Here is a 24984-nt window from a genome sequence, read left to right on the forward strand (position 1 = left end):
CTGAGCGGGAAAAGTGCTCCGGGATCCGGCTGCGCGGGCGCATGATCGGGGTCGAGAACTCTGTCTGGAGGAATGTTGGCCGCACAACCGATTGTCGGGAGGCCGACTTCCGCCCGACTCGTGGTCATCGCCCTGGCCTCCTGCGGCATCGCGGTCTCGCTGATGCAGACGATCGTGATGCCGCTGCTGCCCGAGTTCCCGCGGCTGCTGAACACCTCCGCCTCGAACGCGGCCTGGCTGGTGACCGCGACCCTGATCGCGGGCGCGGTCTGCGCTCCCGTGCTGGGCAGGCTCGGCGACATGTTCGGCAAGCGCCGGATGCTGCTGATCGCGCTGGCAGTGATGGTGCTGGGCAGTGCCCTCGGTGCGGTCTCCGACGAGTTCGCGGTGGTGCTCGTCGCCCGGGCGCTGCAGGGCACCGCGATGGGCGTCATCCCGCTTGGCATCAGCATCATGCGCGACGAGCTGCCCGAGGATCGGGTCGGCTCGGGCATCGCGTTGATGAGCTCGACCCTAGGCGCGGGCGGCGCCATCGGGCTGCCGCTGACCGGCGTGGTCGCGGAGCACCTGAGCTGGCATTGGCTCTTCGGTGGCGCGGCCGTGCTCGGGATCATCGAGATCGTCACCGTCTGGGCGCTGGTACCCGAGTCGCCGGTGCGGACCGGCGGGAGGTTCGACCTGGTGGGGGCTGTGGGGCTGTCCGCGGCGCTGGTCTGCCTGCTGCTCGCGGTGACGCAGGGCAACAACTGGGGCTGGTCCAGCGCGGTGGTCCTCGGGCTGTTCGCGGGGTCGACCGCATTGTTCCTGCTCTGGGGCGTCTACGAGCTGCGGCTGGCCTCGACCGGCGTCAAGCGCCCGCTGGTGGACCTGCGTGTCTCCGCCCGACGGCAGGTGCTGCTGACGAACATCGCCTCGATCCTGATCGGCTTCGCCATGTTCACCTCATTCATGGTGAGCGCGCAGATCTTCCAGGCGCCTGCCGCGACGGGGTACGGATACGGGATGTCGCTGACGCTCAGCGGGATCGCGCTGCTGCCCGGCGGCCTGATGATGATCGCCTTCTCGCCGGTGTCCGCGCACATCTCACGGCGCAGGGGGCCGCGGACGACGTTCATGCTCGGCGCCGTCATCCTGCTGGTCGCCAATCTCACGCGCGCGCTGGTGCCGCACCGGCTGGGCGTGATCGTCGCGTGCATCGCGGTGACCGCGATCGGCGCCGCCTTCGCCTACGGGGCGGTCCCGGCGATGATCATGCGCGCCGTTCCTGTATCCGAGACCGCGGCCGCGAACAGCCTCAACTCGTTGGCGCGTTCCATCGGTACCTCCGCATGCAGCGCGGTCGTCGCGGCGGTCACCACGGCGTCGATTATGCAGGTCGCGGGCGTGCAGTTCCCGACGGCGGGCGCGTACGCGCTGGTGTTCGGGATCGGATCGGCCGCGGCGCTTGTCGCGCTGCTGGTCGCGGTGTTCATCCCAGGCGACGAAGTCCGCCCGCAGGATCTGCCGCTGAGTGAGACTGAACCGGACCGGATCCGCGCCGCTCAGTAGCGTCCCGTTGGCGCGAGCGCACGTGACCTGCTCGAGTGCCGCGAGATAGGGAGACCATCGATGGACCTGAGGGAGTCGGCCGCGCAGACCGAGCTGCGCCGCGAGCTGCGCGCGTATTTCGCCACGCTGCTGCCGGAGCAGAAGCGCCGCACCGCCGGTGAGCAGGGCGTCGGCGGCGAGTACTTCCGCGAGATCGTCAGGCTGCTCGGCCGCGACGGCTGGCTCGGCATCGGCTGGCCGGTCGAGTACGGCGGCCAGGGCCGCTCCATCGAGGAGCAGTTCGTGTTCTTCGACGAGGTCCAGCGGGCCGGTCTGCCCTTCCCGTTCGTCACGGTGAACACCGTCGGCCCGACCCTGATGAAGTACGGCACGCAGGAGCAGAAGGAGAGGTTCCTCCCCGGTATCCTCGCCGGGGACATCGTCTTCGCGATCGGGTACACCGAACCCGAGGCCGGCACCGACCTCGCCTCGCTGACGACCCGTGCGGTCCGCGACGCCGACGGCTGGGTGATCGACGGCAACAAGATCTTCACCTCCGGCGCGAACACCGCCGACTACGTGTGGCTGGCCTGCCGTACCGATCCCGAGGCGCCCAAGCACAGGGGCATCTCCATCCTGATCGTCCCGACCGACGACCCGGGCTTCTCCTGGTCGCCGATCAACACGGTGGGCGGTCTCATGGTCACCTCCACCTACTACACCGGTATCCGCGTCACGGACCAGGAAGTCGTCGGCGAGGTCAACGGCGGCTGGCAGCTGATCACCGCGCAGCTCAACCACGAACGGATCGGTCTGGCGGCCCTCGGTGGCCGGACCTACGGGCTGTGGAACCAGGTGCTGGAGTGGTCGCGCGCGAACGGGACCATCGAGATTCCCTGGGTACAGCAGGATTTCGCGCGCACCCACGCCAAGCTCGAGGCGATGCGGATGCTGAACTGGAAGATGACCTCGGCGGTCGCTCGGGACGCCCTCTCCGGCGCCGACGCCGGGGCGACCAAGGCGTACGGCACCGAGACGCACGTCGACGTGTACCGCACCCTGCTCGGCATCCTCGGCGCCGCGGGCCGGATCCGGCCGGAGTCGCCGGGCGCGATCCTGGCCGGCCAGATCGAACAGATCTCCCGCCAGGGCGTGGTGAACACCTTCGGCGGCGGAGTCAACGAGGTGCTGCGCGACATGGTCGGCACCATCGGTTTGGGCCTGGTCCGGGAGAAGAGGGTCAGATGAGCGAGGAGCACTGATGGACTTCGACTTCAGCGAAGAGCAAGAGGCGATCCGCGCCCTCGCCGATGAGGTTTTCACGAGCAAGGCGGGCATCGACCGGGTCAAGGAGGTGGAGGCCACCGAGGACCGCGTGGACCGCGACCTCTGGCGTGAGCTGGCGGTCACCGGACTGCTCGGCATCGCCCTGCCCGAGGATCTCGGCGGTGGGGGACTGGGCGTCGCCGAGCTGTACGTCCTGCTCGAACAGCAGGGTCGCCACGTCGCGCCCGTGCCGATCTGGCCGACCGCCATTGCGGCGCTGGCTGTTTCCGAGTTCGGGACCGCGGATCAGCGCAGCGCGCTCGTGCCGGGCGTCGCCGAGGGCAGCACCTTCCTCACCGTCGGTCTCGAGGAGTTCGGGCCCTACGTCGCGGGTGACCCCGAGACCACCGCCGCGTCGTCCGCCGACGGTGTGTGGCGTCTGGACGGCGCGAAGGCCGCCGTGCCGGTGGCGCACCTCGCGCACCGGGCGGTCGTGTCGGCGACGACCGGGTCGGGCGCCGCCCTGTTCCTCGTCGACCTCTCCGGCGACGGCGTGAGCGTCGTGCGGACGCAGTCCACCACCCACGAGATCTGCGCCAACATCGAGTTCTCGGGTGCCACGGCGGAGTTGCTCGGCCCGGCCGACGGATCCGCGGTCTCCTGGCTGCTGGACCGCACCGAGCTCGCGCTGGCCGCGATCCAGCTCGGTGTCGGCTCCGGCGCGGTGTCCCAGGCCGTCGCCTACCTCAACGAGCGCAAGCAGTTCGGGCGCCCGCTGGCGACCTTTCAGGCCGTGAGCCACCAGCTAGCGGACTGCTATATCGACCTCGAGGCCATGCGGGTCACTCTGTGGCAGGCGGCGGTGCTGCTCGCCGCGGGCGCGGAACCCGGTACCTCGGTGCTGGTCGCGAAGTGGTGGGCGACCGACGGCGGTCAGCGCGTGGTGCACCGGACCACCCACGTACACGGCGGCATGGGGGTGGACACCGATTACCCGGTGCACCGGCACCTGTTGTGGGGCAAACAGATCGCGGCCACCCTCGGCGGCGCGAGCTCGGACCTTGCTCGTCTGGGCGCACTTCTCGCATCGGGCATCGAGGTGGGGGCATGACCGCGGCGAGGGTGGTTCCCGCCCAGTGGGTCGCGATGGTCGCCCGGCACCACATCCATCAGTAGGGTGCGACGAGAGTGGACAACGTGCTGGTGACGGCTGGAACAGCCGTGCCGACCAGCGGACTGATACTGGGAGCAGCCTGATGAGCACCACCGAGACCAACACCTCGAACGCGGGCCGCTGGCGCGGCGCGGACCTGGGCACCAGAACCGTCAGCTACACCGAGCGGGACGCGATCGTCTACGCGCTCGCGGTCGGTGCCGCCGCGAGCGAGCTGGACCTGGTGTTCGAGGACCGGCTGCGCGTGCTGCCGACCTTCGCGCTGACCCTTGCACAGTGGGCCCCCGACGAGCTGGGCTCCCGCGGCGCCTTCGACACCAAGACCGCGCTGCACGGGTCGCAGGACTTGAAGGTGCTCATGCCGCTGCCGCGCAGCGGTGAGCTGACCCTGACGGCCTCCGTTGGCGAGGTCTGGGACAAGGGCGCCGCGGCGGTGTTCGAGGTGCGCGTCGAGTGCGAGTACTTCGTGGCGACCTGGTCGCTGTTCGCGCCCGGGTACGGCGGCTTCGGTGGCGAGCGGGGCCCGTCCAAGCCCCCGGCACCGGAGGGCGAGCCGAATCTGTCGACGGAGCTGGCGACCTTCGAGAACCAGGCCGCGCTCTACCGGCTGACCGGCGATCTCCACCACATCCACATCGACCCGGCCGCCGCCGAGCGCATCGGCCAGCCGCGTCCGATCCTGCAGGGGCTGTGCACCCTGGCCGCGAGCACGCTGCCGCTGGCGCGCGCGCTCGGCGCGCACCCCGCCGACCTGGTCGAGCTGTCGGGGCGGTTCTCCGCACCGGTGTTCCCCGGGCAGGTCCTGCCCGTGCGGGGCTGGCGAGACGGGGACGCGGTCGAGTTCGAGGTCGGCGCGGACACGGTGGCGATCGCGGGCGCCCGCGCCCGATTCGCGGGCTGACCGCGATGGGTGTCGCCAATCCCGCCGACTTCGCCGGCCGTGCCGTCCTGGTGACCGGCGGGACCAAGGGCATCGGGCGCGTGGTCGCCGAGACCTTCCTGGCCGCTGGCGCGCGGGTGCTGGTGTGCGCCCGCACGGAACCGGACGCGCTACCGGAGGCGGACGGTCGCCGGGCCGAGTTCCGGTCTGTCGATGTGCGCGACCCGGATGCGGTCCGGGCGATGGTCGAGGACGCGCATCGGGCGATGGGCCGGCTGGACGTGCTGGTCAACAATGCCGGCGGCTCGCCCGATGCGGGCGCAGCCGAGGTCTCGCCCCGGTTCGTGGAGAAGATCGTCGCGCTGAACCTGTTGGCGCCCTTCTACGTTGCGCAGGCCGCGAACCGGCTGATGCAGGCGCAGGAGGACGGCGGGTCGATCATCAACATCGGCTCGGTCTCCGCGCACGACCCGCAGCCCGGCACCGCCGCGTACTCGGCCGCCAAGGGCGGCCTGCTGGTGCTGACCAGGGCCCTGGCGCTCGAGTGGGCGCCGAAGGTCCGGGTCAACCACATCACCACCGGGCTGATCCGCACGGAGGCCGCCGCGTCGGTGTACGGCGCGGACGGGGGAGCGGCGGTCACCCGGACGCTGCCGATCGGCCGGATGGCGGTGCCTGCGGACATCGCAGGCGCCTGCCTGTTCCTCGGTGGTCCGCTGTCCTCCTATGTGAACGGCGCCGACATCGCCGTTCACGGTGGCGGCGAGTACCCGGCGCGCTACATTGCAACCCATCCCGAGCTCGGCTGAGCCACACGCATTCTCAAGGATCGGAGCACTGCACATGGGGACTCTCGACGGAAAGGTCGCGCTGATCACGGGTGCGGGTCAGGGGATCGGTCAGGGCATCTCGTTCGCCCTCGCCAAGGAGGGCGTGGCCATCGCGGTGGCCGGACGGACCGAATCCAAGCTCGACACCACGGTCGCGGCGATCCGTGAGTTCGGCGGCACCGCGATCCCCGTGCGCTGCGACGTCTCCGACAGCGACGACATCGCGGCGGCGGTGGACAGGACCGTCACCGAACTCGGCGGCGTCGACATCCTGGTCAACAACGCCAACGACGCCATGCCCGGCAAGCTGCTCGACGTCAAGGACGGGGAGTTCGAGCGGGCGTTCGCCTCCGGACCGCTCGCGACGCTGCGGCTGATGCAGGCCTGTCATCCGCACATGGTCGCGCGCGGCGGTGGCTCGATCATCAACCTGGTGACCTCGGCGGCGGTTCGGTGGGACGCGGGCGGTTACGGCGTGTACGGCTCCATCAAGGAGGGCATGCGGGTGCTGACCCGCGCCGCCGCGTCCGAATGGGGCCGCGACGGCATCCGGGTGAACAACGTTGCCCCGCATGCGCTCACGCCCGCGCTGAAGTGGTGGATGAACAAGAACCCGGAGGAGGCCGCCGAGTTCGTCGCAGGCATCCCGCTCGGCCGCGTCGGCGAGCCGGAGGCCGACATCGGCCGGGCCGTGGTGTTCCTGGTAGGCGAGGACGCCCGCTACCTCACCGGCGCCACCATCCCGCTCGACGGCGGTCAGTCCCGCTGGGGATAGGCGCCTTCGGCGCCCGTGAGTCCTTTCGGCCCGGATAGGGGCCAGAAGGACCCACGGGCGGCGGAGTTGTTCACTCTCAGTTTCCTGCCAGTTTCTCTGGGTAAATTCCCGCGGATGCGTGATCGCCTTCCCTCCCCACCGCGGCACTGGCCGCTCGCCGTTGCCGCCCTGATCCTCGCCGCGGGGATCCTCGCGGTGTTCGGCCCGTCCGAGGTCGCCACCAACCCGGTGTTCGGCGCCTCGACCTCGCTGTACCGACAGGTCGACGCCGTCACCAGCACGTGGCCGAGCGAGATGGGCACCCTGACCGAGCTGGCGGCGGAGGCGCTGCTGTTCGCGCTCGCGGCCATGCTCGCGGCGGCGCTGTGGTGGGGTCGCGGCGATGCCAACACCCTCGCGGTCGGGCTCGCGGGCGGCGCGGGCGCGGCGGCGTCGGCGCTCGCGACGCTCGCGGTGAAGTCGGTCGTCACCGAGGAGCGGCCGTGCACGGCGGTCCCCGGGGTGCACGCCCTCGCCGAGTGTCCGCCGATGGGGGACTGGTCGTTCCCGAGCAACCACTCGGGCATCGCCGCCGCGCTGGCGACCGCGGTGGTGCTCGCGAGCTACGCCGCGCGCCGGATATGGCTGTGCGTGCTCGCGGCCGCGTCGGCGGTCGTGGTCGCGATGCTGCGCGTCGTCAGCGGGGTGCACTACCCGCACGACGTGGCGGCGGGTCTGGTGTTCGGCGCGTCGATCGCGGTGGCGGTCGCGATCGTGTTGACCCCGGTGACCGCGCACCTGTTGCGGAGGGTCGGCCTCGGCGGCCGGGTACCGGCGGGCGAGCCCCGGTACTGAGGGGCGCGTGCGCGCCCCTCCGGGTCAGCGCCGGATCAGCGGGAGGCGGCGGCGGACCCTGGCCACACCGAGCATCTCGTCGACATCGGTGATCTTGACGCGCGGCCGACCGGATGCGGCGCCACCTGCACGCTCGGCGGCATCGATCGCCTGCCAGCCGCGGTAGTCGATCCGGGCGGGCTGGCGCTGCGTAACCAGCTTGGTCAGGTCCTTGCGGCTGCCGACTGGCCTGCTGAGGCTGCCGGACTGGAAGTCCTCGAGCAGCCCGCGGACGGTCTCCTTGGCGCAGGCCTTGTTGGTCCCGATCACCCCCGACGGTCCACGCTTGATCCAGCCGGTGACGTAGACGCCGTCGACCGGCGCACCGCCCGCGGACTCGAGCACCCGGCCGTTGTCGTTGGGGATCGTCCCGCGACGCTCGTCGAACGGGACGCCCGCGAGTGGCCGCCCGCGGTAGCCGATCGAGCGCAGGACCAGGGATGCCCCCAGCGTCTCGGAGTCCGCGGTCGGCCGGGCGCTCGGCGAACCGTCGGTCCCGGCGACCAGCTCGTTGCGCGCGACGGTGACGGCCTCGACGCGGTCGGTGCCGAGCAGCGCCGTCGGCGAGGCCAGATAGCGGAAGACGATCCGCTTGCGGCCGGGGGTGCTCGCGCGTTCGGCGAACTCGCGGGCGAGCTGCACCTTGAACTCGGCGGACGGTTCGTACTCGCCGCTCTCGAGCAGACGGGCGCTGAGCTCGTCGAGCTCGAGCTCGGCAGGGTCGATCACCACGTCGACGTTCTCGAGCTCACCGAGGGCGAGGAACTCGGGGGTGGAATACGCGGCCTGGGCGGGCCCGCGACGCCCGAGCAGCACCACCTCGCGGATATTGCTGTGGCGCAGGGCCTCCAGCGCGTGATCGGCGATATCGGTCGTGGCGAGCTCGGCGATGTCCATGGTGAGCACGCGGGCCACGTCGATCGCGACGTTGCCGTTGCCGACGATGACCGCGCGCTCGCCGGACAGGTCGAACTCGCGATCGGCGTAGTCCGGGTGGCCGTTGTACCAGGCCACGAACTCGGTGGCGGCGTGGCTGCCGGGCAGGTCCTCGCCCGGGATGTCGAGTCTGCGGTCGCTGGAGGCGCCCACCGCGTAGATCACCGCATGGTGGTTGGCCAGCAGCTCGTCGTGGCTGAGGTGCTTGCCCACCTCGACGTTGAGGTGGAACTGGAAGCCGTCCTTGGCCGCCGTCCACTCGAACGCGTCGGTGATGACCTTGGTGCCGGGGTGGTCGGGCGCGACACCCGCGCGGATCAGCCCCCACGGGGTCGGCAGCTTCTCGAACACCTCGACCTCGACGTCCGAGTGCACCAGGAGTTGCTCGGCGGCATACGACGCGGCAGGCCCGGCACCGACGATGGCGACGCGCAGGGTGCCCAGGTCCACGCGCTTGGCCTCGGTCGCCTTGAGGGGCCTCCAGCCCTCCTGGAGCGGGTATTTTTCGTAGTAGTTCGCGTTGATCTCCGCGTATCGCGCATCCGCCTGGGACAGCTGGTCCGCGGGGAAGATCGCGGCGACCGGGCAGGCGTCCACGCAGGCCCCGCAGTCGATGCAGGTGTCCGGCTCGATGTACAGCATCTCGGTGGTCCTGAACTGCGCCTCGTCCGGCGTCGGGTGAATGCAGTTCACCGGACAGGTCGCAACGCAGGAGGCGTCGTTGCAGCACGCCTGGGTGATCACGTATGCCATGAGAGTCGTTCCTAGGTGCGGGAGCTGGGCTGCGGGGCGGATGACGGTCGGGGGCGGCCCGACCGGCGATCAGAGCAGGTTCACCCTCTTGTAGAGGCGCTTGGACGGGCCGCCGACGAGGCCGGAACTGTCGAGGAACTGCATGAGCTTGGTGCCCGACGTGCGGACCTTGTCCTTGTAGTGCGGATTCGCCTTGGCCTCGGCGATGGCGCGCTCCGGATCGAGACCGGCGTTCGCGTAGACGTCCTTGTTGATCATCGACTTCATCACGAAGTAGACGACGACCGCGGTGTTCACCCGCTCCACCGCCAGCCGCGCCCGGCTCGCGCCCTGCAGGCGGCGACCGACCTCCTCGCGGGCGAAGCGGATGTGCCGGGCCTCCTCGAGGACATGGATCTTGCTGACCGTGCGGGTGATCGGCTGCACGCGCTCGTCCTTCATGAAGTCGCGCTGCATCATGTCCAGGATCTCCTCGGCGGCCATCACGCTGGCGTACGCGTTGGCCCCCTTGAAGAAACCGCCCCAGATCCGGCCCAGCTTGTGGATGACGGGGTGCGGGCCGTAGCTCGGCATGCCGAGCCGCTCGCCCGCGCGGCCGAACATCACCGAATGCCTGCATTCGTCGGCGACCTCGGTGAGGGCGAACTGGACGTGCCGGGAGTGCTTGTCGCGGCCGTACACGTCGCGCAGCAGCATCTGCATGAGCAGGATCTCGAACCACAACCCGACGCCTGCGACGCTGGCGCACTCGTGCTTGGTGAGCTCGACCTGCTGCTCGAGGGTCATCTCCTCCCACAGCGCGGTGCCGTAGAGGGTGCTCCACTCGGGGGTGAGGCCGTACTTGTCGTCCGGTACAGGAGCCTCCCAGTCGACCTCGATCATCGGGTCGTAGGACTTGCGGGCCGAGGACGCCAGCAACCGCTTCGCCGTCTCTTCGCGGTCGGAGATCGCGGGGCGCTGCAGCGGCATCGCGGTTGTCATTGGCAGTCCTCCATTTATGTGACACCGGGTAACAGGTACTGCGACTTTACATCTACCCCCGTGGTGTGACAACTGTCACCGGACAGCTGTCCAGTTAGATCAGAGTTTGGCTCGCCAAACTTCCTGATATGGTCTAGCGAACTAGAGTGGTGGATGCGCGGATAGACAGGGGGACGGCGTTGTCAGTGGAGGAGCTCGGCGTCACGACGCCGGAGAGCGCGCCAAGGGCCACCGGCTCTGCCAAGGGCCGCTTCATCGCGCTGGCCGGGCCGGCATTCGTCGCCGCGATCGCGTACGTCGATCCGGGCAATGTCGCCTCGAACCTGACCGCGGGCGCCAAGTACGGCTACCTGCTGGTGTGGGTACTGGTGCTGGCCAACGCGATGGCCGTACTGGTGCAGTACCTCTCCGCGAAACTGGGCTTGGTCACAGGGCGCTCGCTCCCGGAGCTGCTCGGCGACCGACTCCGCCCTGCCCAGCGCAAGGCATTCTGGGTCCAGGCCGAACTGGCCGCGGTCGCCACCGACCTCGCCGAGGTGATCGGCGGCGCCATCGCCCTCAACCTGCTGTTCGGGGTGCCGCTGCCGCTCGGCGGCCTCATCACCGGCGTCGTGTCGATGGCGATCCTCGCCACCCAGAGTCGCGGCCAGCGGACCTTCGAGTTCGTCGTGATCAGCATGCTCGCGATCATCACGCTCGGCTTCGTCAGCGGGCTGGCGTTCACCGACGTGTCGGGCGGCGAGGCGCTGGCCGGGCTGGTGCCGCGCTTCGAGGGCACCGAGACCGTGCTGCTGGCGGCGAGCATGCTCGGCGCCACCGTGATGCCGCACGCGATCTACCTGCACTCGGCGCTCGCGCGCGATCGGCACGGACGGGACATCGAGCCGGGCAGGCTGCCCCGGTTGCTCAAGGCCACCAAGATCGACGTCGTGGGCGCACTGATCGTCGCAGGCTCGGTCAACATCGCGATGCTGTTGCTGGCCGCGTCCGCGCTGCGCGGGATCGAGGGCACCGACACGATCGCGGGAGCGCACGCGGCCATATCCAGCGCCCTCGGCCCCGCGGTCGCGGTGATCTTCGCGATCGGTCTGCTCGCCTCGGGCCTCGCGTCCACCTCGGTCGGCTGCGCCGCGGGTGCCGAGATCATGTCGGGCCTGCTGCACTTCCGGATCCCGATGCTGCTGCGCCGGACCCTGGTGCTCATCCCGGCGCTGGTCGTGCTCGCGATGGGCGCCGATCCGACGCTGTCGCTGGTGATCAGTCAGGTGGTGCTGAGCTTCTGCATCCCGTTCGCGCTCGTGCCGTTGGTGCGGATGACATCCGAGCGCGGGCTGATGGGCGAGCATCTCAACCGGCGAGGGACCACCGTCGCGGCCTGGGCGGCCACGGCCGTCATCGTCGCCCTGAACCTCGCACTGCTGGTCCTCACCGTCACCGGCGCCTGACGCCCACCCGCCCCGAAAGTGGTTCCAGCACTGCCCCCTTGATCACTCGGGTTCGGTCGCCGCGACCAGGCTGGGGGCGGCTACCTCGGCATCGGTTCCGGCGGGCCGCTCGCGCCCCGGCGCCCAGATGCCGACGAGTACGGCCGACACCAGCATCACCGCGGCCAGCACATACGACGAGTGCGACATCCCCGCCATGAAGGCGTCGCGAGCGAACTCGGCGAGCTGCTCGCCTTGCGGGCCTGCATGTTTCGCGACCTCGAGCGCCGACGCGAGCGACGCCCCGACCGGATCCTTGGCGACCTCCGGCACCGCGGCGACGGCGGGCGCGATCTCGCGGGTGTAGGTGGCGGCGAGCAGGCTGCCCGCCACCGCGATGCCGATCGCCGCGCCGACCTCGCGCGCGGTGTCGTTGACCGCGGACGCGACGCCCTGCTTGTCGTCGGGGGTGTTCTCCATGATCGAGGTGGTGGCCGGCGCCGAGCACAGACCGAGGCCGGTGCTGAACATCAGCAACGCCACCACCGCCTGGCCGTACCCGCCGTCGATATCCAGTCCGCCGAGCAGGATCAGGCCAACCCCTGCCAGCCCCAGTCCGCACAGGGCCAGCACGCGCTGGCCCACCCTCGGGATCAGCCACGGCGTGATCGCGGAGACCGCGACCATCGGGACGACCATGGGGGCCAAGGCGATTCCGGCCTGCAGCGGGCTGTAGCCGAGCACGAGCTGCATGTACTGGATGACCAGGAAGAACAATCCGAAGGAGGCCAGGAACTGCAGCGTCAGCGAGGCCGCACCCGCACCGAACCCGCGCACGCCGAACAGTCGGACGTCGAGCAGCGGATGCGCGCGCCGCATCTCGACGACCGCGAACGCGACCGCCGCGAGCATTCCGCCGACCACGGCGAGCAGCACCAGGGGGTCGAGCCAGCCGCGGGCCGGACCCTCGAGCAGGCCGAGCACGACCAGTCCGACGGCCGCGACGGCGAGCACCGCGCCGAGGAGGTCGAACTGCGGCGAGTCCTCTTCCCGCGACGACGGCACCGTCCAGGCGATCGCGAACAGGGCGACCGCGGCCGCGGCGAAGCCGACGAAGATCGACTGCCACTGCCATTTCTCGAGCAGCAGGCCGGACACCAACAGTCCGGCGATCCCCCCCGACGCCGCGACGCCCGCCCAGATCGCGACGCCGCGGGAACGCTGCTCGGGCGGGAAGCTCGCGGTCAGCAGCGACAGGGTCGCGGGCATCACCAGTGCTGCGCCGATGCCTGCGATCGCCCGCGAGCCGATCAGCCATTGCGGGGAGTCGAGCCAGATCGGCAGCGCGGAGGCCGCCGCGAAGATCAGCAGCCCGACCAGCAGCACCCCGCGACGGCCGTACCTGTCGCCGAGCGCCCCGGCGGGCAGCAGCAGCGCGGCCAGCGTCAGGGTGTAGCCGTCGACGATCCAGGTCAGTTCGCTCTGGGTGGCGCCGGTGTCCAGCGCGAGGGCGGGCAGCGCCGAGTTCAGTCCGGCGGCCGCGGCGATGACCATCGCCACCGCCGAGCACACCACCGTCAGCGTCCATACTTCTCGTAAGGACATCCTGGCTTCGGCGGACTCGGTCGGACGGTTCATCAGCACCTCCGGGGGAGAAAACAAGACTGTCAGTATCGTTTGAAGACCGACGGTTCCACAACCCCGCATACCCGCAGTCAATGGAGGTGACATGGTCGACGAGCCCGCCGAGGCGGCCGAAACCGATTCCCGCGAGGACCCGCGCAAGGTCCGCTCGCGGGCGCGACTGCTCGACGCGGCAACCGCGTTGTTGGCCAAGGGTGGCACCGAGGCCGTCACCATCGACGCGGTGACCAGGGCGGCGAGGGTGGCCCGCGCGACGCTGTACCGGCATTTCGACAGCGGGACCGAACTGGTCGCGGCCGCGTTCGGGCGGCTGATCCCACCGGCCGCGACGGTGCCGGAGGACGGTGACCTCCGGGGGCAGCTCATCGTACTGCTCACCGACCAGGCGAGGCTGATCGAGGCCGCGCCGATGCAGCTGACCGCGCTGTGCTGGCTGGGGATGGGGCCCGGCCTCGACGAACGTGCCGCCAGGGAGGGCGCGGGCGGCATCGATCGCCCGGAGCTGCGGTCGTTGCGCAGCCAGATCGCCGAGCAGTACCGGACCCCGTTCGACCGGATCTTCGCGAGTGCGGAGGCGAGGGCACTGCTCGGGGACACCGATTACGAATTGGCCCTGGCGCAGCTCCTCGGGCCGTTGGTGTTCACCAAACTCGCGACGCTGCGGCCGCTCGGTCCGGAGGCCTGCGCGCGGATCGTCGACGACTTCCTGGCGGCCCGAGTATCGGCGGGACAACCCTCCCCCGCTGAATCCTCCCCCCTCTAAAGGCTGGGTGCCGACGCTGTCGCGGATCTATGATCGAAGGCACCCCACGGTTCGATCGTGAGGCCCAGCCGACAAACCAGTCGATCTTCAATGGTGAGATGGGGCCGAGACATGACGACGACAGACGTCCGGAGGGGACAGACGATGTTGAAAAGACTTGCAGTGCTATTTGCCATGGCGGCGGCCATGGTTGCCCTCGTCGGTGTCGGTCCCGCGGCGGCCGCCGGTCCAGCGGTGCTTGGAGGTGGATCCGGGATCATCGTCGGCGGTGAGGCGTTGTGCACGTTGACCACCATCGGGCACGACGGGGCGGGTCGACTGGTCGGTATCACGGCAGGCCACTGCGGTGAGCCGGGCATGGCAATCGTGTCCTCGCACAACGAGGAAGCCGGCATCGTCGGTCACATGGTCAGCAAGAGCACCCAGTGGGACTACGCGGTGATCGAGTTCAACCCGGCCGCGGTGACCCCGGTCAACCGGGTCGGTGGCGTCACCATCACCGGCATCGGCGCACCGGCCAACTTCCCGGACATCGTGTGCAAGGAAGGCCTTCGCACCGGCAACACCTGCGGTGTCACCTGGGGCGACCTGGTCCAGACCCACGAGACATGGACCCAGATGTGCGTTATCGAGGGTGACTCCGGAAGCCCGGTTGTGCGGGGCACTACCCTGGTCGGCATGGTCAACGCCTACGTGGGATTCGCATGCATCGGACCGGAACTCGGCACAAATATCGATGTGATCATGGCCGACATCAACGCCCAGGGTGGCGTTGGCGCAGGCTATCGCCCGATCTAACCCGGAATGCCACCACGTAAGCGAAGCGGCGACGGCCTCACCGCACAGAACCTGATCGAGCTGACCGAGGCACTCGCCGCGGGCAAGCGCGCCACCGTCTATCTGATCGAACCCACCCCGAGCCTGAACCTGGCCGCGGGCTGTTCCGCGCGGGTGCTCTCCGTGCAGGGCACGACGCTGATACTGCGGCCGAAGGGCGTCAACGACGAGTTGCCGTTCGAGGCCGACGAGCTCCGGTTCACCCGGATCCCGCCCGTGCAGGCAAAGGCGAAGGGCGCCAAGGCTGTACCGGCCAAGGCTGCTCCCGCCAAGGCCGCGCCGGCGAACGCCGCTCCCGCCAAGGCCGCGCCGGCGAACGCCGCTCCCGCCAAGGCCGCGCCGGCGAAGGCTGCACCCGCGAAGGCCGCAGTCCCGGCGAAGGCCGTCGTCGAGACGACCCCGGCCGAGCCCGTGGCACCCGCAACCACACCGACCCGACCGAAGGCACCCGTGACCGCACCGAAGACCCCCGCATCGATGACGCTGGTGCCGAAGCCGGAGTCGGCTCCCGCGGACGGACCGGCCGCCGCGCAGGCGAAACGTGCACGCAGGCCGAAGGATCCGGCGAGCGTGAGCGTCACCCTGCACGCCGAGGCAGGCAACGAGTGGACGGTGACCGTGACCCACGGTGAGCGTCGCCCTGGCCGCGCGGCCCCCGTGTCGGCCGATGCCGTGGAGCGCGCGGTGCGTGAGCTCGGTGATCCCGCCGCCGAACAGGCGGTCGCGTCCGTGCTCAGCGCGGCCCGTGATGCCGCCGCCAAGCGGGTCGAGGAACTGAGCAGGCAGCTCGCCGAGGCGCAGAGCACGCTGGCTGCGCTCGGCGCCGACGGCGCCTGATCGAACCAGCGCCGACGGGCGCCTGATCGCAGCGGAGGTAACTCGATGCCCGTGCCCAAGAGCGTCTCCCAGCTGTTCTCGCTCGATACGCTGCTCGACGAGGAGGAGCTGGCGATCCGGGACACCACCCGCCGGTTCGCCGCGGAACGGATCCGGCCGCACATCGCGGGATGGTTCGAGGCGGGCACGTTGCCCGCGCGTGAGCTCGCGGCCGAGCTCGGCGGGATGGGGCTGCTCGGCATGCACCTCGAGGGCTACGGCTGTGCCGGGATGAGTGCGACTTCCTATGGGCTGGCCTGCCTGGAGCTCGAGGCGGTCGACTCGGGGATCCGGAGCCTGGTGTCCGTGCAGGGGTCGCTGGCGATGTTCGCCATCCACCGCTACGGCTCGGAGGAGCAGAAGCAGCAGTGGTTGCCCCAGATGGCCGCGGGCGAGGCCCTCGGCTGTTTCGGGCTGACCGAACCCGACTTCGGCTCCAACCCTGCCGGAATGCGTACTTCCGCCCGGCGGGACCGCGGCGACTGGGTGCTCAGCGGCACCAAGATGTGGATCACGAACGGATCGGTCGCCGACGTCGCCGTGGTGTGGGCACGCACCGACGACGGCATCCGCGGGTTCCTGGTCCCCGCCGACAGTCCCGGCTTTTCCGCGCCCGAGATCAAACACAAGCTGTCGCTGCGGGCCTCGGTCACCGCGGAGCTCGTACTCGAGGACGTGCGGCTGCCCGAATCGGCGATGCTGCCCGAGGCGCGTGGGTTGTCGGGACCGTTGAGCTGCCTCGGCGAGGCACGGTTCGGCATCGTCTTCGGTGCGCTCGGCGCCGCTCGCGACTGCCTGGAGACCGCGATCGACTACGCAGCCGGCCGCGAGGTCTTCGACAAGCCCCTGGCCGCCTTCCAGCTGACCCAGGCGAAGCTCGCCGACATGGCGCTCGAGCTCGGGAAGGGACAGCTGCTGGCGCTGCACCTGGGGCGGCTCAAGGACCGCGATGGGTTGCGGGCGGAGCAGGTGAGCCTCGGCAAGCTCAACAGCGTCCGCGAGGCCATCGCGATCGCCCGCGAATGCCGGACCATCCTCGGCGCCAACGGCATCACCCTCGAGTACCCGGTGCTGCGGCACGCGAACAACCTGGAGTCGGTGCTCACCTACGAGGGCACCTCCGAGATGCACCAACTGGTGATCGGTCAGGCCCTGACGGGCGAGTCGGCGTTCCGGTAGCCGCGGCGGGCCTTGTGCTCGCCCTCGCGGACGCGCACGCTGATCCAGGGGGCCGTGAGGCGAGCGGAGCCGGACATGGACACTGAGACGACCGAGATCGCACCGGATGTCTACCGATTCTCGACCTACGTCAGCGACGCCAACCTGGTCATGAACCAGTACCTGATCGACGGCGACGAACCCCTGCTGTTCCACATGGGCCAGCGCGCGCTGTTCCCGTTCACCTCCGCGGCGGTCGGCCGGGTGCTCCCACTCGACCGGTTGCGGTGGATCGCGTTCGGCCACGTCGAGGCCGACGAGTGCGGGTCGATGAACTCGTGGCTCGCGGCGGCGCCCCACGCGGAGGTGGCCCATGGCGGACTGAGCTGTTTCGTCCAGGTCGACGACCTGGCGGACCGGCGGCCCCGACCGTTGCAGGACGGCGAGGTGATCGAGGTGGGCGCTCGGCGCGTGCGTCACATCGACACCCCGCACGTGCCGCACGGGTGGGACGCCTGCCTGGTGTACGAGGAGACGACGTCGACCCTGCTGTGCGGAGACCTGTTCACGGCGTTCGGTCCGCACCCCGCCGTCACCGACAGCGAGATCGTCGGCCCCGCGCTGGCGGGGGAGGAGATGGGCCACGCGACGGCGCTGACCCCCGCCCTCGGCCCGACCATCCGGGGGCTGGCCGACCTCGCGCCCCGGACACTCGGGCTCATGCACGGACCCGCATTCACCGGGGACTGCGCAGGCGCGCTGCGCGAGCTGGCGGCGGCCTACGAGGATCTCCTAGAGGCAGAGGGGGAGCGACTGCGCGGGCAGTGACCGCGGCGGTTGGCTACGGTCCGAGTCGGTCAGGCGGTGAGCGCCTCGTCGACGGTCCGGTATCCGATGGGTTCGCCGCCGAGCGCATCGAGCCGCGCGTGCAGTCCGGACCGCACGGCCGGCCATTCCGCGTGGAGCACCGAGTAGATGGCGGTGTCGCGCCAGGCGCCATCCGCCCTCCGCTTGTCCCGCCTGTGCACGCCCTCGAGCACGGCGCCGAGCCGCTCGATGGCCGAGCGCGAGCGGACGTTCGCGGCATCTGCCTGGATCTTGACTCGGCCGAAGCCGCTCTCGAAGGCGAGCCCGAACAGCAGGAGCTTCGCCTCGGGATTGACCGCGCTGCCCCAGACCCGGGGGTCGTAGGCGGTCCAGCCGATGTGCGCGGATTCGGTGGCCTCGTCGAAGTCGCCGAGGGACGTGGTGCCGACGAGGGCGCCGTCGTGCGCGCCACCGCGGATCCGGACGCCGTAGACGTTGCAGCGGTCGAACTGCAGGTACTCCCTCGCCCAGGCCAGGAAGTCGTCCCGGTCGGCCCGATAGCCCGCGCTGCCGCCGCCGAAGCCGCCCGCGAACACCCGGGGGTCCGCGATCGCCGTGCAGAGCTCGGGAAGGTCTGCGGGAGAAAGGGGTTCGAGACAGATATACCGGCCGCGGAGGGGTGAAACCGGGGGTCGTACTGCTGGCATGGGCCGCAGTGTGCAGGTCTGAGGTGACGGGCCGGTGAATACAGATTTGACGCTCGGCGTCGGTCCGGTTCAGGTGTCGCGAGCCCGCCGCAGCGCGTACGCCTTGAGGCGGCTGAACCCCCGCACGCGCAGCGACCGCAGGGACCTGAGCTGGAGGTCGTCGTCGCCCTCCAACGCGGTGGCGAGCGTGGCGTCGACGAGCACGGCGCCGGGCCGGGCCGAACTCGTCAGGCGCGCAGCGATGTTCACCACCGACCCGTACACATCGCCGAACCTCAACAGGACCGGGCCCATGGCCAGGCCCACCCGCAGGGCGGGCAGGTCCACGGTGGCGAGGGCGGCATCCTGCAGCGCGAGCGCGATCCGCGCGGCGTCGGCCGGGTCCTCGACCGCGAACATCACCTCGTCGCCGAGGTTCTTGATCACCCAGCCGCGGCCCTGATTGATGACGGTCATCGCGGTCGACTCGAAGTCCTCGAGCAGGCGGGTCAGTTCGTCGATGTCGATGCGCCGGGTCAGGCTGGTGTAGCCGACCATGTCCGCGAATCCGATCACCAGGGTTCGGCTGTCGGTGCCGTCGCCCGCGCTGTCGAGGAACCGCGCGGCGTTGGAGGCGAGGTGCCTGCGCCACACGTACGACTGCAGCTTCTCCAGCGCAGGCAGCATCTGCTCGGCGACCAGGGTCGCCTGCGCCGCGACGGCGAGCACGTCGGCCTGATCGGATCCGCCCGCCTGCTTGACCCGGTCGAGGATGTGGCTGTTGAGCAGCCCGAGCTGCCACTCCGCCAGCCGCGCGAAGGACTGGCCAAGCGCGCGGGTCACCGGCACCTCCAGCTCCTGGTCGATGATCCCCATGTCGACGAGCGAGGTGATGGTGCGCAGCGCGTCCACATCCACATCGGTGAACATCGGCGTGTCCGGGTTCGAGTCCACCGCGAAGCCCATCGCCACCCAGAGTCGTTGCGCGCGTTCGAGGGGCACACCGGCCGCCGCGGTCGCCTGCCCGCGCGTGTACTTGACGTCGCCGCCGAGCAGGTTCCGCTCCACCTCGGCCTGGATCAGTGCGTATTCGGGCGGGATGGGGCGGCCGCCGGCCGTGTCCTCAGCCACACACGGCTCCGCGTGACGCCGAGCCGACCAGCTTCGAGTACTTGGCCAGCACGCCCCTTGTGTAGCGGGGCGGCAGCGGCGACCAGCCCTCCGCCCGCCGCGTCAGCTCGGTCTCCTCGACCATCACGTCCAGCCTGCCGGACGCCACGTCGAGCCGGATCTTGTCGCCGTTGCGCACGAACGCGATCGGGCCGCCGTCGACGGCCTCGGGTGCCACGTGCCCGACGCACAGGCCGGTGGTGCCGCCGGAGAAGCGGCCGTCGGTGAGCAGCAGTACGTCCTTGCCAAGGCCCGCGCCCTTGATGGCCGCGGTGATCGCGAGCATCTCGCGCATGCCGGGCCCACCCTTGGGGCCCTCGTACCTGATCACGACGGCGTCGCCCGCGGTGATGGTGCCGTCCTCGAGGGCGTCGAGTGCGGCCCGTTCGCGATCGAAAACCCTTGCCGTGCCGGTGAACACGTCGGACTCGAAACCGGCCGACTTGACCACCGCGCCGCCAGGGGCCAGCGACCCGCTCAGGATCGTGATGCCGCCGGTCGGGTGGATCGGCGAGCTCATCGCCCGAATCACCTTGCCGTCGGGGTCCGGCGGGGTGATGTCGGCGAGGTTCTCCGCCACGGTGCGCCCGGTGACGGTCAGGCAGTCGCCGTTCAGCAGACCCGCGTCGAGCAGGGCCTTCATCATCACCGGCACGCCGCCGATGCGATCGATGTCCGTCATCACGTGCTTGCCAAAGGGTTTCACGTCGGCCAGGTGCGGGACGCGGGCGCCGACGCGGGCGAAATCGTCCAGGCTCAGGTCGACGTTCGCCTCGTGTGCGATCGCGAGCAGGTGCAGCACCGCGTTGGTGGACCCGCCGAAGGCCATCACCACCGCGATCGCGTTCTCCAGCGATTCCTTCGTGATGATGTCCGAGGTGGTGATCCCGCGTCGGAGCAGCTCGACCACGGCCTCGCCGCTGCGCCGGGCATAGCCGTCGCGACGCCGGTCGGTGGCGGGGGGTGCCGCGCTGCCGGGTAGCGACATGCCCATCGCCTCGGCCGCGCTGGCCATCGTGTTGGCCGTGTACATCCCGCCGCAGGCACCCTCGCCGGGACAGATGGCCCGCTCGATCGCGTCCACGTCCTCGCGGCTCATCAGGCCTCGCGAGCATGCGCCGACCGCCTCGAACGCGTCGATGATCGTCACCTCGCGCTCGCTGCCGTCGGACAGCTTCGCGATGCCGGGCAGGATCGAGCCTGCGTAGAGGAACACGCTGGCCAGGTCGAGGCGGGCCGCGGCCATCAGCATCCCGGGCAGCGACTTGTCGCAGCCGGCGAGCAGGACCGAGCCGTCGAGCCGCTCAGCCTGCATCACCGTCTCCACGCTGTCGGCGATGACCTCGCGGGAGACCAGCGAGAAGTGCATCCCCTCGTGCCCCATCGAGATGCCGTCCGAGACCGAGATGGTGCCGAACTCGAGGGGATAGCCGCCGCCCGCGAACACGCCGTCCTTGCAGGCCTTGGCGAGTCGGTCGAGCGAGAGGTTGCACGGGGTGATCTCGTTCCAGGAGGACGCCACCCCGATCTGCGACTTGCCCCAGTCGGCGTCGCCCATGCCGACCGCCCGCAGCATGCCGCGCGCGGCGGTCTTCTCGAGGCCGTCGGTGACGTCGCGGCTGCGGGGCTTGATGTCGGGGGCGTTCGGGTCAGTGGGCACGGTCATCATCATCCTCCGGTCGGTCCGGCTGTGGGCGCGGAACGGGCGTCGCGTCCCGTCAGTGCCAGCAGGCGCACCTGCAGCGGGGCGTCGTCGGGCACGGAGACGGGAGGTGCGAACAGCCCACTGGCGCTCAGCATCTCGCGCTGCGCCTCGGCCTCCTCCCAGACCGCAGCGACCAGTTCGGGGTCGAGGGTCTCGTCGAGGCCTGCCGCCCGGGCCAGGTCCCAGCTGTGCACGGTCACGTCGAAGACCTGCTCCCGCAGGTAACGCTCGAGCGGCACGGTGCCGTACGAGAGGTGCACCAGGGTGGCGGGCGGCGCCACGGCCCACGCCGCGGTCGCGAGTCCCGAGTAGCGCCGCCACTCCGCGACGAGATCGTCGCCGAGCGGGTGCACGTGCGCCTGCGCCTTCTCGACGGTGAGTCCGCCGACCAGCGGCAGCACCCACTGCTGCTCGGTGATCACGTGGCGTACCAATTGCTCGGTGTCCCAGTCGGTGTCGGGGGTGGGGGCGGACCAGTCGGTGACCGCCTCGATCCGGGTCCCGAACTCGACGTGGGAGCGGCGTTGCAGCTCCAGCCATCCCAGCGCCATGTCACGCTCCTCCGGTTCTCACTGCCCGGCCGGTGGCTGGATCACGCTGAACACCGCGCCCTGCGGGTCCGCGACCACGGCCATCCGGCCGACCTCGGGCACGTCGAACGGCTCGGCCACCACCTTGCCGCCGGCCGCCTTGATCGCCGCGACGGTGTCGTCGGTGTTCTCGGTGTCGAAGTACACGTGCCAGTGGGCGGGGACGCCCGGCATTCGGGGCTTGGCGCAGCCGCCGACCTGATCCTCACCGACCTGGAGGACCGTGTACTGCCCGCCCTCCATGTCGGTGGTCGTCCCGGTGAGGCCGAGCACGGCCTCGTAGAACGGGAGGGCCTTTTCCGGTGCGGCGGTGATCAGCTCGTTCCAGATCAACGTGCCCGCCTCGTTGACCAGTCCAGCGCCGATGTGGGTGCCTGCCTGCCACAGGCCGACCGCGGCGCCGACCGGGTCGACGACATAGGCCATCCGGCCCGACGGGTCGATGTCGAAGGGGCCTGCCAGTACCGTGCCGCCTGCGGCGGTCGCCCGCGCGGTGGCCGCGTCGACGTCGTCGACCGCGAGGTAGGTGTTCCAGACCGGCGGCAGGTCCTCGGGGACATCGGGCGGCATCGCGGAGGCCGCGGCGACGTACTCGCCGCGGAGCTTCGCCATCGAGTAGATGCCACCGTCGGCGGTCGGCATGTCCTCGAACTCCCAGCCGAAGAGCCCGGCGTAGAACGCCTTCGCGGCCTCGGGGTCGGTGGTGGACAGGTCTACCCAGCTCGGGGTTCCCTGCTTGTAGCTCGAACGGGTGGGCATTGCTGCTCCTCTCGGTCGGTGCGGGCGTGACGCCCCACGGACAACGGTTCCAGCACCCGCGACGTTTGGGAAGAGGCAACCCGACCCGAATCGGGCCGGTGTCAGATGGATTCGTCGCACCAGGCGTCGCGAATCGTTCATGGCCCGGTCGCCGACTCCGGCTGTACCGCGGGAGCCGAGATGTCACAGTGCGGTCGGCAGGCCACGGACTCCTCGTCGACCACCTCGGCGACCCCAGCCGGGATCATCGCCGCGGCGATGACCGCGCCGAGCACCAGCAGGCCCGCGCAGATCAGCATCGCCACGCCGAATCCGTGCGAGAAGACGTCCGGATCGGCGAAGTCCGCGCCTGCGATCCCGGCCAGGCCCGGCAGCGCGGCGACGGCGAGCAGCTGGCTGCTGCGCGCGACTGCGTTGTTCACCCCCGACGCGATCCCGGCCCGGTCGGTCGACACCGAGGTGAGCACCGCGGCGGTCAGCGGCGCCACCAGCGCCGACAGCCCGAGCCCGAAGACGATGACGCCGGGCAGCACGTCGGTCAGGTACGAGGCGCCGGGGCCGATCCGCAGCATCAGCAGCAGGCCCGTCGCGGCGAGCAGTGGCCCGACCGTCATCAGCACGCGCGGCCCGTGGTGCTGGGCGAAGCGGCCCGCCCGCGACGAGAGCACCAGCATCAGGGCGGTGATGGGCAGCGTGGCGAGACCGGCGGCCAGCGGCGAGTAGCCCGCTGCGAGCTGTAGTTGCAGCACCAGGAGGAAGAACACCCCGCCGAGCGCGGCATACACCGCCAGGGTCACCAGGTTCGCGGCGACGAACACCCGCGAGCGGAACAGGAAAGGCGGGACCAGCGGATTGTCGGAGCGCCGCTCGACGACGACGAACGCCGCGAACAGCAGCAGCCCGAGGACGACGGGCGCCCACCGCCCGCCGATCAGGCCGTAGGTCAGCGCGCCGAGGGCCAGTGCGGCGAGCGCCGCGCCGAGCAGGTCGAGCCGGCCGTGGGCGTGGGGGTCGCGGCTCTCCGGGACGTGACGCGCGGCCACCCACACCACCGCGACCGCGAGCGGGAGGTTGATCAGGAACACCATCCGCCAGCTCGACACCTCGACGATCCAGCCACCGAGCAGCGGACCGATCGCGCCTGCGACCCCGCCGAGGCCGGACCACAGCCCGATCGCGGCGCCGCGATCGTCGGGGTCGATGGCGGCGGACAGCAGTGCGAGGCTGCCGGGGGTCAGCAGGGCGGCCCCGACACCCTGCAGGATCCGGGCCAGCACCAACAGCTCGATGCTCGGCGCCAGCCCGCACAGCAGCGAGGAGGCGGCGAACCAGACGGTGCCCCAGATGAACACCTTGCGCCTGCCGAGGCGGTCGCCGAGCGCGCCCGCCAACAGGATCAACGAGGCCAGGGTGAGGGTGTATCCGCTCAGCACCCACTGCAGGCCCGCGACATCGGTGTCGAGGTCCTCGCCGATCCGGGGCAGCGCGATATTGACGACGGTCGCGTCGAGCATGGCAAGCGAGGAGCCGAGGACCGTCGCGAGTACCACCCAGCGGCCCTTGGTCGAGCGCAGGCGGACCGTCGCACCCAGCGCGTCCATGCGCTGAACGCTACAAGGCGGCTCCGCCGCCTGTGCGCGGTTGATGAGTCCAGGGACTCGTCAACCGCGCACGGGCGCGAAGCGCCTAGCTGTAGTCGTAGAAGCCGCGGCCCGACTTCTTGCCGAGGCGACCGGCCTCGACCATCCGGCGCAGCAGAGCAGGCGGGGCGTAGTGCGGCTCGGCGAACTCGGCGTACAGCGATTCCGCCGCGGCCAGCGTGACGTCGAGGCCGACGGTGTCGAGCAGCGTGAGCGGGCCCATCGGGTAGCCGCAGCCGCCCTTCATGGCCGCGTCGATGTCCTCGGCGGTGGCGTAGCCGGACTCGAGCATCCGGATCGCCGACGTGAGGTACGGGATGAGCAGCGCGTTGACGATGAAGCCCGAGCGGTCGCCCGCCTGCACGGTGGTCTTGCGCAGGGTGTTCTTGGCGTAGTCGGTGACGGCCTTGGCGGCGTCGGGGGAGGTCACCAGGGTGGAGATGATCTCCACCAGCGGCATCACCGGCACCGGGTTGAAGAAGTGCACGCCGACGACCTGCTCGGGGCGCTGGGTGGCGCCCGCGACCTTGATGACGGGGATCGAGGAGGTGTTGGTCGCCAGGATGCCGGACGGCTTGACGATCTTGTCGAGCTTGCCGAAGATCTCGTACTTCAGCGACTCGATCTCCGGGGCGGCCTCGATGACCAGGTCGCGGTCCGCGAACTCCTCGATGTCGAGGGTCACGCGCACCCGCGCGATGGCGGCGTCCGCCTCTTCCTGGGTGATCTTGCCCTTGGCGACGCCGCGGCCGATCGAGGTCGCGATCCTGGCCTTGGCGGCGTCCGCGAACTCCTGCTTGGTCTCCAGGACGAGAACCGAGCTCCCGGCCTTGGCGCACACCTCTGCGATGCCGGCACCCATCGTGCCGCCACCGATCACTCCGACTAGCTCCACTGTCATCTCCAAACGCGTGTCGGTCGTCTTGTCTC

23 protein-coding genes are annotated in these 24984 nt (G+C 70.4%); 13 read left to right on the forward strand and 10 right to left on the reverse strand.

Going from position 1 to position 24984, the window contains the following annotated elements:
* Window positions 1–120: 120 nt before the first annotated feature.
* The 7 genes from JOE46_RS19255 to JOE46_RS19285 all read left to right on the forward strand — a co-directional run bounded on the left by JOE46_RS19255 (window position 121) and on the right by JOE46_RS19285 (window position 7286).
* On the forward strand, window positions 121–1548 hold the full coding sequence (locus JOE46_RS19255) for an MFS transporter (protein ID WP_307861309.1): 1428 nt from the start codon (window positions 121–123) through the stop codon (window positions 1546–1548).
* A 60-nt stretch (window positions 1549–1608) separates the two neighbouring features.
* A complete protein-coding gene (locus JOE46_RS19260) occupies window positions 1609–2775 on the forward strand; it encodes an acyl-CoA dehydrogenase family protein (RefSeq protein WP_209928137.1) in 1167 nt (388 codons plus the stop codon).
* A gap of 13 nt (window positions 2776–2788) precedes the next feature.
* Complete coding sequence (locus JOE46_RS19265; RefSeq protein WP_097213452.1) at window positions 2789–3904, forward strand: acyl-CoA dehydrogenase family protein; 1116 nt, start codon at window positions 2789–2791, stop codon at window positions 3902–3904.
* A 145-nt stretch (window positions 3905–4049) separates the two neighbouring features.
* Window positions 4050–4868, forward strand: coding sequence for a MaoC/PaaZ C-terminal domain-containing protein (locus tag JOE46_RS19270; RefSeq protein WP_097213451.1), 819 nt, complete (start codon window positions 4050–4052; stop codon window positions 4866–4868).
* 5 nt (window positions 4869–4873) lie between these two features.
* Entirely contained in the window at window positions 4874–5656 is a 783-nt protein-coding gene (locus tag JOE46_RS19275; protein WP_097213450.1) for an SDR family oxidoreductase, read from the forward strand.
* Between the two features lie 34 nt (window positions 5657–5690).
* A complete protein-coding gene (locus JOE46_RS19280) occupies window positions 5691–6452 on the forward strand; it encodes an SDR family NAD(P)-dependent oxidoreductase (RefSeq protein WP_097213449.1) in 762 nt (253 codons plus the stop codon).
* Window positions 6453–6566: 114 nt separating this feature from the next.
* Complete coding sequence (locus JOE46_RS19285) at window positions 6567–7286, forward strand: phosphatase PAP2 family protein (RefSeq protein WP_097213448.1); 720 nt, start codon at window positions 6567–6569, stop codon at window positions 7284–7286.
* A 24-nt stretch (window positions 7287–7310) separates the two neighbouring features.
* Here the strand turns inward: JOE46_RS19285 and JOE46_RS19290 are convergent, their stop codons facing one another.
* The gene (locus tag JOE46_RS19290) at window positions 7311–9014 is read right to left on the reverse strand and encodes an FAD-dependent oxidoreductase (RefSeq protein ID WP_097213447.1); all 1704 of its coding nucleotides are present in this window, start codon (window positions 9012–9014) and stop codon (window positions 7311–7313) included.
* A gap of 69 nt (window positions 9015–9083) precedes the next feature.
* Complete coding sequence (locus JOE46_RS19295; RefSeq protein ID WP_097213446.1) at window positions 9084–9995, reverse strand: diiron oxygenase; 912 nt, start codon at window positions 9993–9995, stop codon at window positions 9084–9086.
* A gap of 179 nt (window positions 9996–10174) precedes the next feature.
* On the opposite strand from JOE46_RS19295, the gene JOE46_RS19300 reads away from it, so the two are divergent.
* A complete protein-coding gene (locus tag JOE46_RS19300) occupies window positions 10175–11440 on the forward strand; it encodes an Nramp family divalent metal transporter (protein WP_280923550.1) in 1266 nt (421 codons plus the stop codon).
* A 42-nt stretch (window positions 11441–11482) separates the two neighbouring features.
* Here JOE46_RS19300 and JOE46_RS19305 read toward each other — a convergent pair whose 3' ends face one another.
* Complete coding sequence (locus JOE46_RS19305) at window positions 11483–13057, reverse strand: MFS transporter (protein ID WP_097213532.1); 1575 nt, start codon at window positions 13055–13057, stop codon at window positions 11483–11485.
* 91 nt (window positions 13058–13148) lie between these two features.
* Here JOE46_RS19305 and JOE46_RS19310 point away from each other — a divergent pair, with 91 nt between their 5' ends.
* The 5 genes from JOE46_RS19310 (at window position 13149) to JOE46_RS19330 (ending at window position 17525) form a co-directional block, all read left to right on the forward strand.
* Window positions 13149–13826 (forward strand): TetR/AcrR family transcriptional regulator, encoded by a 678-nt coding sequence (locus JOE46_RS19310; protein WP_209928138.1) that lies wholly within the window; start codon window positions 13149–13151, stop codon window positions 13824–13826.
* A 144-nt stretch (window positions 13827–13970) separates the two neighbouring features.
* Window positions 13971–14624, forward strand: coding sequence for a peptidase S1 family protein (locus JOE46_RS19315; RefSeq protein WP_097213443.1), 654 nt, complete (start codon window positions 13971–13973; stop codon window positions 14622–14624).
* Between the two features lie 6 nt (window positions 14625–14630).
* Window positions 14631–15500: a translation initiation factor gene (locus JOE46_RS19320; RefSeq protein ID WP_097213442.1), complete on the forward strand. Its 870-nt coding sequence runs from the start codon at window positions 14631–14633 to the stop codon at window positions 15498–15500.
* A 45-nt stretch (window positions 15501–15545) separates the two neighbouring features.
* Window positions 15546–16718 (forward strand): acyl-CoA dehydrogenase family protein, encoded by a 1173-nt coding sequence (locus tag JOE46_RS19325; RefSeq protein ID WP_097213441.1) that lies wholly within the window; start codon window positions 15546–15548, stop codon window positions 16716–16718.
* Window positions 16719–16793: 75 nt separating this feature from the next.
* Window positions 16794–17525 (forward strand): MBL fold metallo-hydrolase, encoded by a 732-nt coding sequence (locus JOE46_RS19330; protein ID WP_097213440.1) that lies wholly within the window; start codon window positions 16794–16796, stop codon window positions 17523–17525.
* Window positions 17526–17554: 29 nt separating this feature from the next.
* On the opposite strand, the gene JOE46_RS19335 is transcribed toward JOE46_RS19330, so the two are convergent.
* From JOE46_RS19335 to JOE46_RS19365, 7 genes are all read right to left on the reverse strand, one after another.
* Window positions 17555–18211 carry a GNAT family N-acetyltransferase gene (locus tag JOE46_RS19335; RefSeq protein ID WP_097213439.1) on the reverse strand — a complete coding sequence of 219 codons (657 nt, stop codon included), beginning with the start codon at window positions 18209–18211 and terminating at the stop codon, window positions 17555–17557.
* A gap of 69 nt (window positions 18212–18280) precedes the next feature.
* Entirely contained in the window at window positions 18281–19321 is a 1041-nt protein-coding gene (locus tag JOE46_RS19340; protein WP_257017703.1) for an adenylate/guanylate cyclase domain-containing protein, read from the reverse strand.
* The gene (gene ilvD, locus JOE46_RS19345) at window positions 19314–21026 is read right to left on the reverse strand and encodes a dihydroxy-acid dehydratase (protein WP_179800672.1); all 1713 of its coding nucleotides are present in this window, start codon (window positions 21024–21026) and stop codon (window positions 19314–19316) included. Before ilvD ends, JOE46_RS19340 begins: the two co-directional genes overlap by 8 nt.
* Before the next feature lie 2 nt (window positions 21027–21028).
* Entirely contained in the window at window positions 21029–21616 is a 588-nt protein-coding gene (locus JOE46_RS19350) for a TIGR03086 family metal-binding protein (RefSeq protein WP_097213437.1), read from the reverse strand.
* Between the two features lie 18 nt (window positions 21617–21634).
* The gene (locus JOE46_RS19355; protein WP_097213436.1) at window positions 21635–22414 is read right to left on the reverse strand and encodes a VOC family protein; all 780 of its coding nucleotides are present in this window, start codon (window positions 22412–22414) and stop codon (window positions 21635–21637) included.
* A gap of 137 nt (window positions 22415–22551) precedes the next feature.
* On the reverse strand, window positions 22552–24015 hold the full coding sequence (locus tag JOE46_RS19360; RefSeq protein ID WP_209928139.1) for an MFS transporter: 1464 nt from the start codon (window positions 24013–24015) through the stop codon (window positions 22552–22554).
* 85 nt (window positions 24016–24100) lie between these two features.
* Entirely contained in the window at window positions 24101–24949 is an 849-nt protein-coding gene (locus tag JOE46_RS19365) for a 3-hydroxybutyryl-CoA dehydrogenase (RefSeq protein ID WP_097213530.1), read from the reverse strand.
* Between the last annotated feature and the right edge of the window lie 35 nt (window positions 24950–24984).

Origin of the sequence: Rhodococcus sp. PvR099, from assembly GCF_017833315.1 — a bacterium.
Taxonomy (GTDB): domain Bacteria; phylum Actinomycetota; class Actinomycetes; order Mycobacteriales; family Mycobacteriaceae; genus Rhodococcus_G; species Rhodococcus_G oryzae.

Bases quoted from the DNA above. Each gene is read 5' to 3' on its own strand.
- JOE46_RS19355 (WP_097213436.1), bottom strand. From the start codon at position 22,414: ATGCCCACCCGTTCGAGCTACAAGCAGGGAACCCCGAGCTGGGTAGAC.
- JOE46_RS19310 (WP_209928138.1), top strand. From the start codon at position 13,149: ATGGTCGACGAGCCCGCCGAGGCGGCCGAAACCGATTCCCGCGAGGAC.
- JOE46_RS19350 (WP_097213437.1), bottom strand. From the start codon at position 21,616: ATGGCGCTGGGATGGCTGGAGCTGCAACGCCGCTCCCACGTCGAGTTC.
- JOE46_RS19295 (WP_097213446.1), bottom strand. From the start codon at position 9,995: ATGACAACCGCGATGCCGCTGCAGCGCCCCGCGATCTCCGACCGCGAA.
- JOE46_RS19320 (WP_097213442.1), top strand. From the start codon at position 14,631: ATGCCACCACGTAAGCGAAGCGGCGACGGCCTCACCGCACAGAACCTG.
- JOE46_RS19280 (WP_097213449.1), top strand. From the start codon at position 5,691: ATGGGGACTCTCGACGGAAAGGTCGCGCTGATCACGGGTGCGGGTCAG.
- ilvD (WP_179800672.1), bottom strand. From the start codon at position 21,026: ATGACCGTGCCCACTGACCCGAACGCCCCCGACATCAAGCCCCGCAGC.
- JOE46_RS19260 (WP_209928137.1), top strand. From the start codon at position 1,609: ATGGACCTGAGGGAGTCGGCCGCGCAGACCGAGCTGCGCCGCGAGCTG.
- JOE46_RS19290 (WP_097213447.1), bottom strand. From the start codon at position 9,014: ATGGCATACGTGATCACCCAGGCGTGCTGCAACGACGCCTCCTGCGTT.
- JOE46_RS19315 (WP_097213443.1), top strand. From the start codon at position 13,971: ATGTTGAAAAGACTTGCAGTGCTATTTGCCATGGCGGCGGCCATGGTT.
- JOE46_RS19265 (WP_097213452.1), top strand. From the start codon at position 2,789: ATGGACTTCGACTTCAGCGAAGAGCAAGAGGCGATCCGCGCCCTCGCC.
- JOE46_RS19335 (WP_097213439.1), bottom strand. From the start codon at position 18,211: ATGCCAGCAGTACGACCCCCGGTTTCACCCCTCCGCGGCCGGTATATC.
- JOE46_RS19305 (WP_097213532.1), bottom strand. From the start codon at position 13,057: ATGAACCGTCCGACCGAGTCCGCCGAAGCCAGGATGTCCTTACGAGAA.
- JOE46_RS19285 (WP_097213448.1), top strand. From the start codon at position 6,567: ATGCGTGATCGCCTTCCCTCCCCACCGCGGCACTGGCCGCTCGCCGTT.
- JOE46_RS19325 (WP_097213441.1), top strand. From the start codon at position 15,546: ATGCCCGTGCCCAAGAGCGTCTCCCAGCTGTTCTCGCTCGATACGCTG.
- JOE46_RS19330 (WP_097213440.1), top strand. From the start codon at position 16,794: ATGGACACTGAGACGACCGAGATCGCACCGGATGTCTACCGATTCTCG.
- JOE46_RS19275 (WP_097213450.1), top strand. From the start codon at position 4,874: ATGGGTGTCGCCAATCCCGCCGACTTCGCCGGCCGTGCCGTCCTGGTG.
- JOE46_RS19360 (WP_209928139.1), bottom strand. From the start codon at position 24,015: ATGGACGCGCTGGGTGCGACGGTCCGCCTGCGCTCGACCAAGGGCCGC.
- JOE46_RS19270 (WP_097213451.1), top strand. From the start codon at position 4,050: ATGAGCACCACCGAGACCAACACCTCGAACGCGGGCCGCTGGCGCGGC.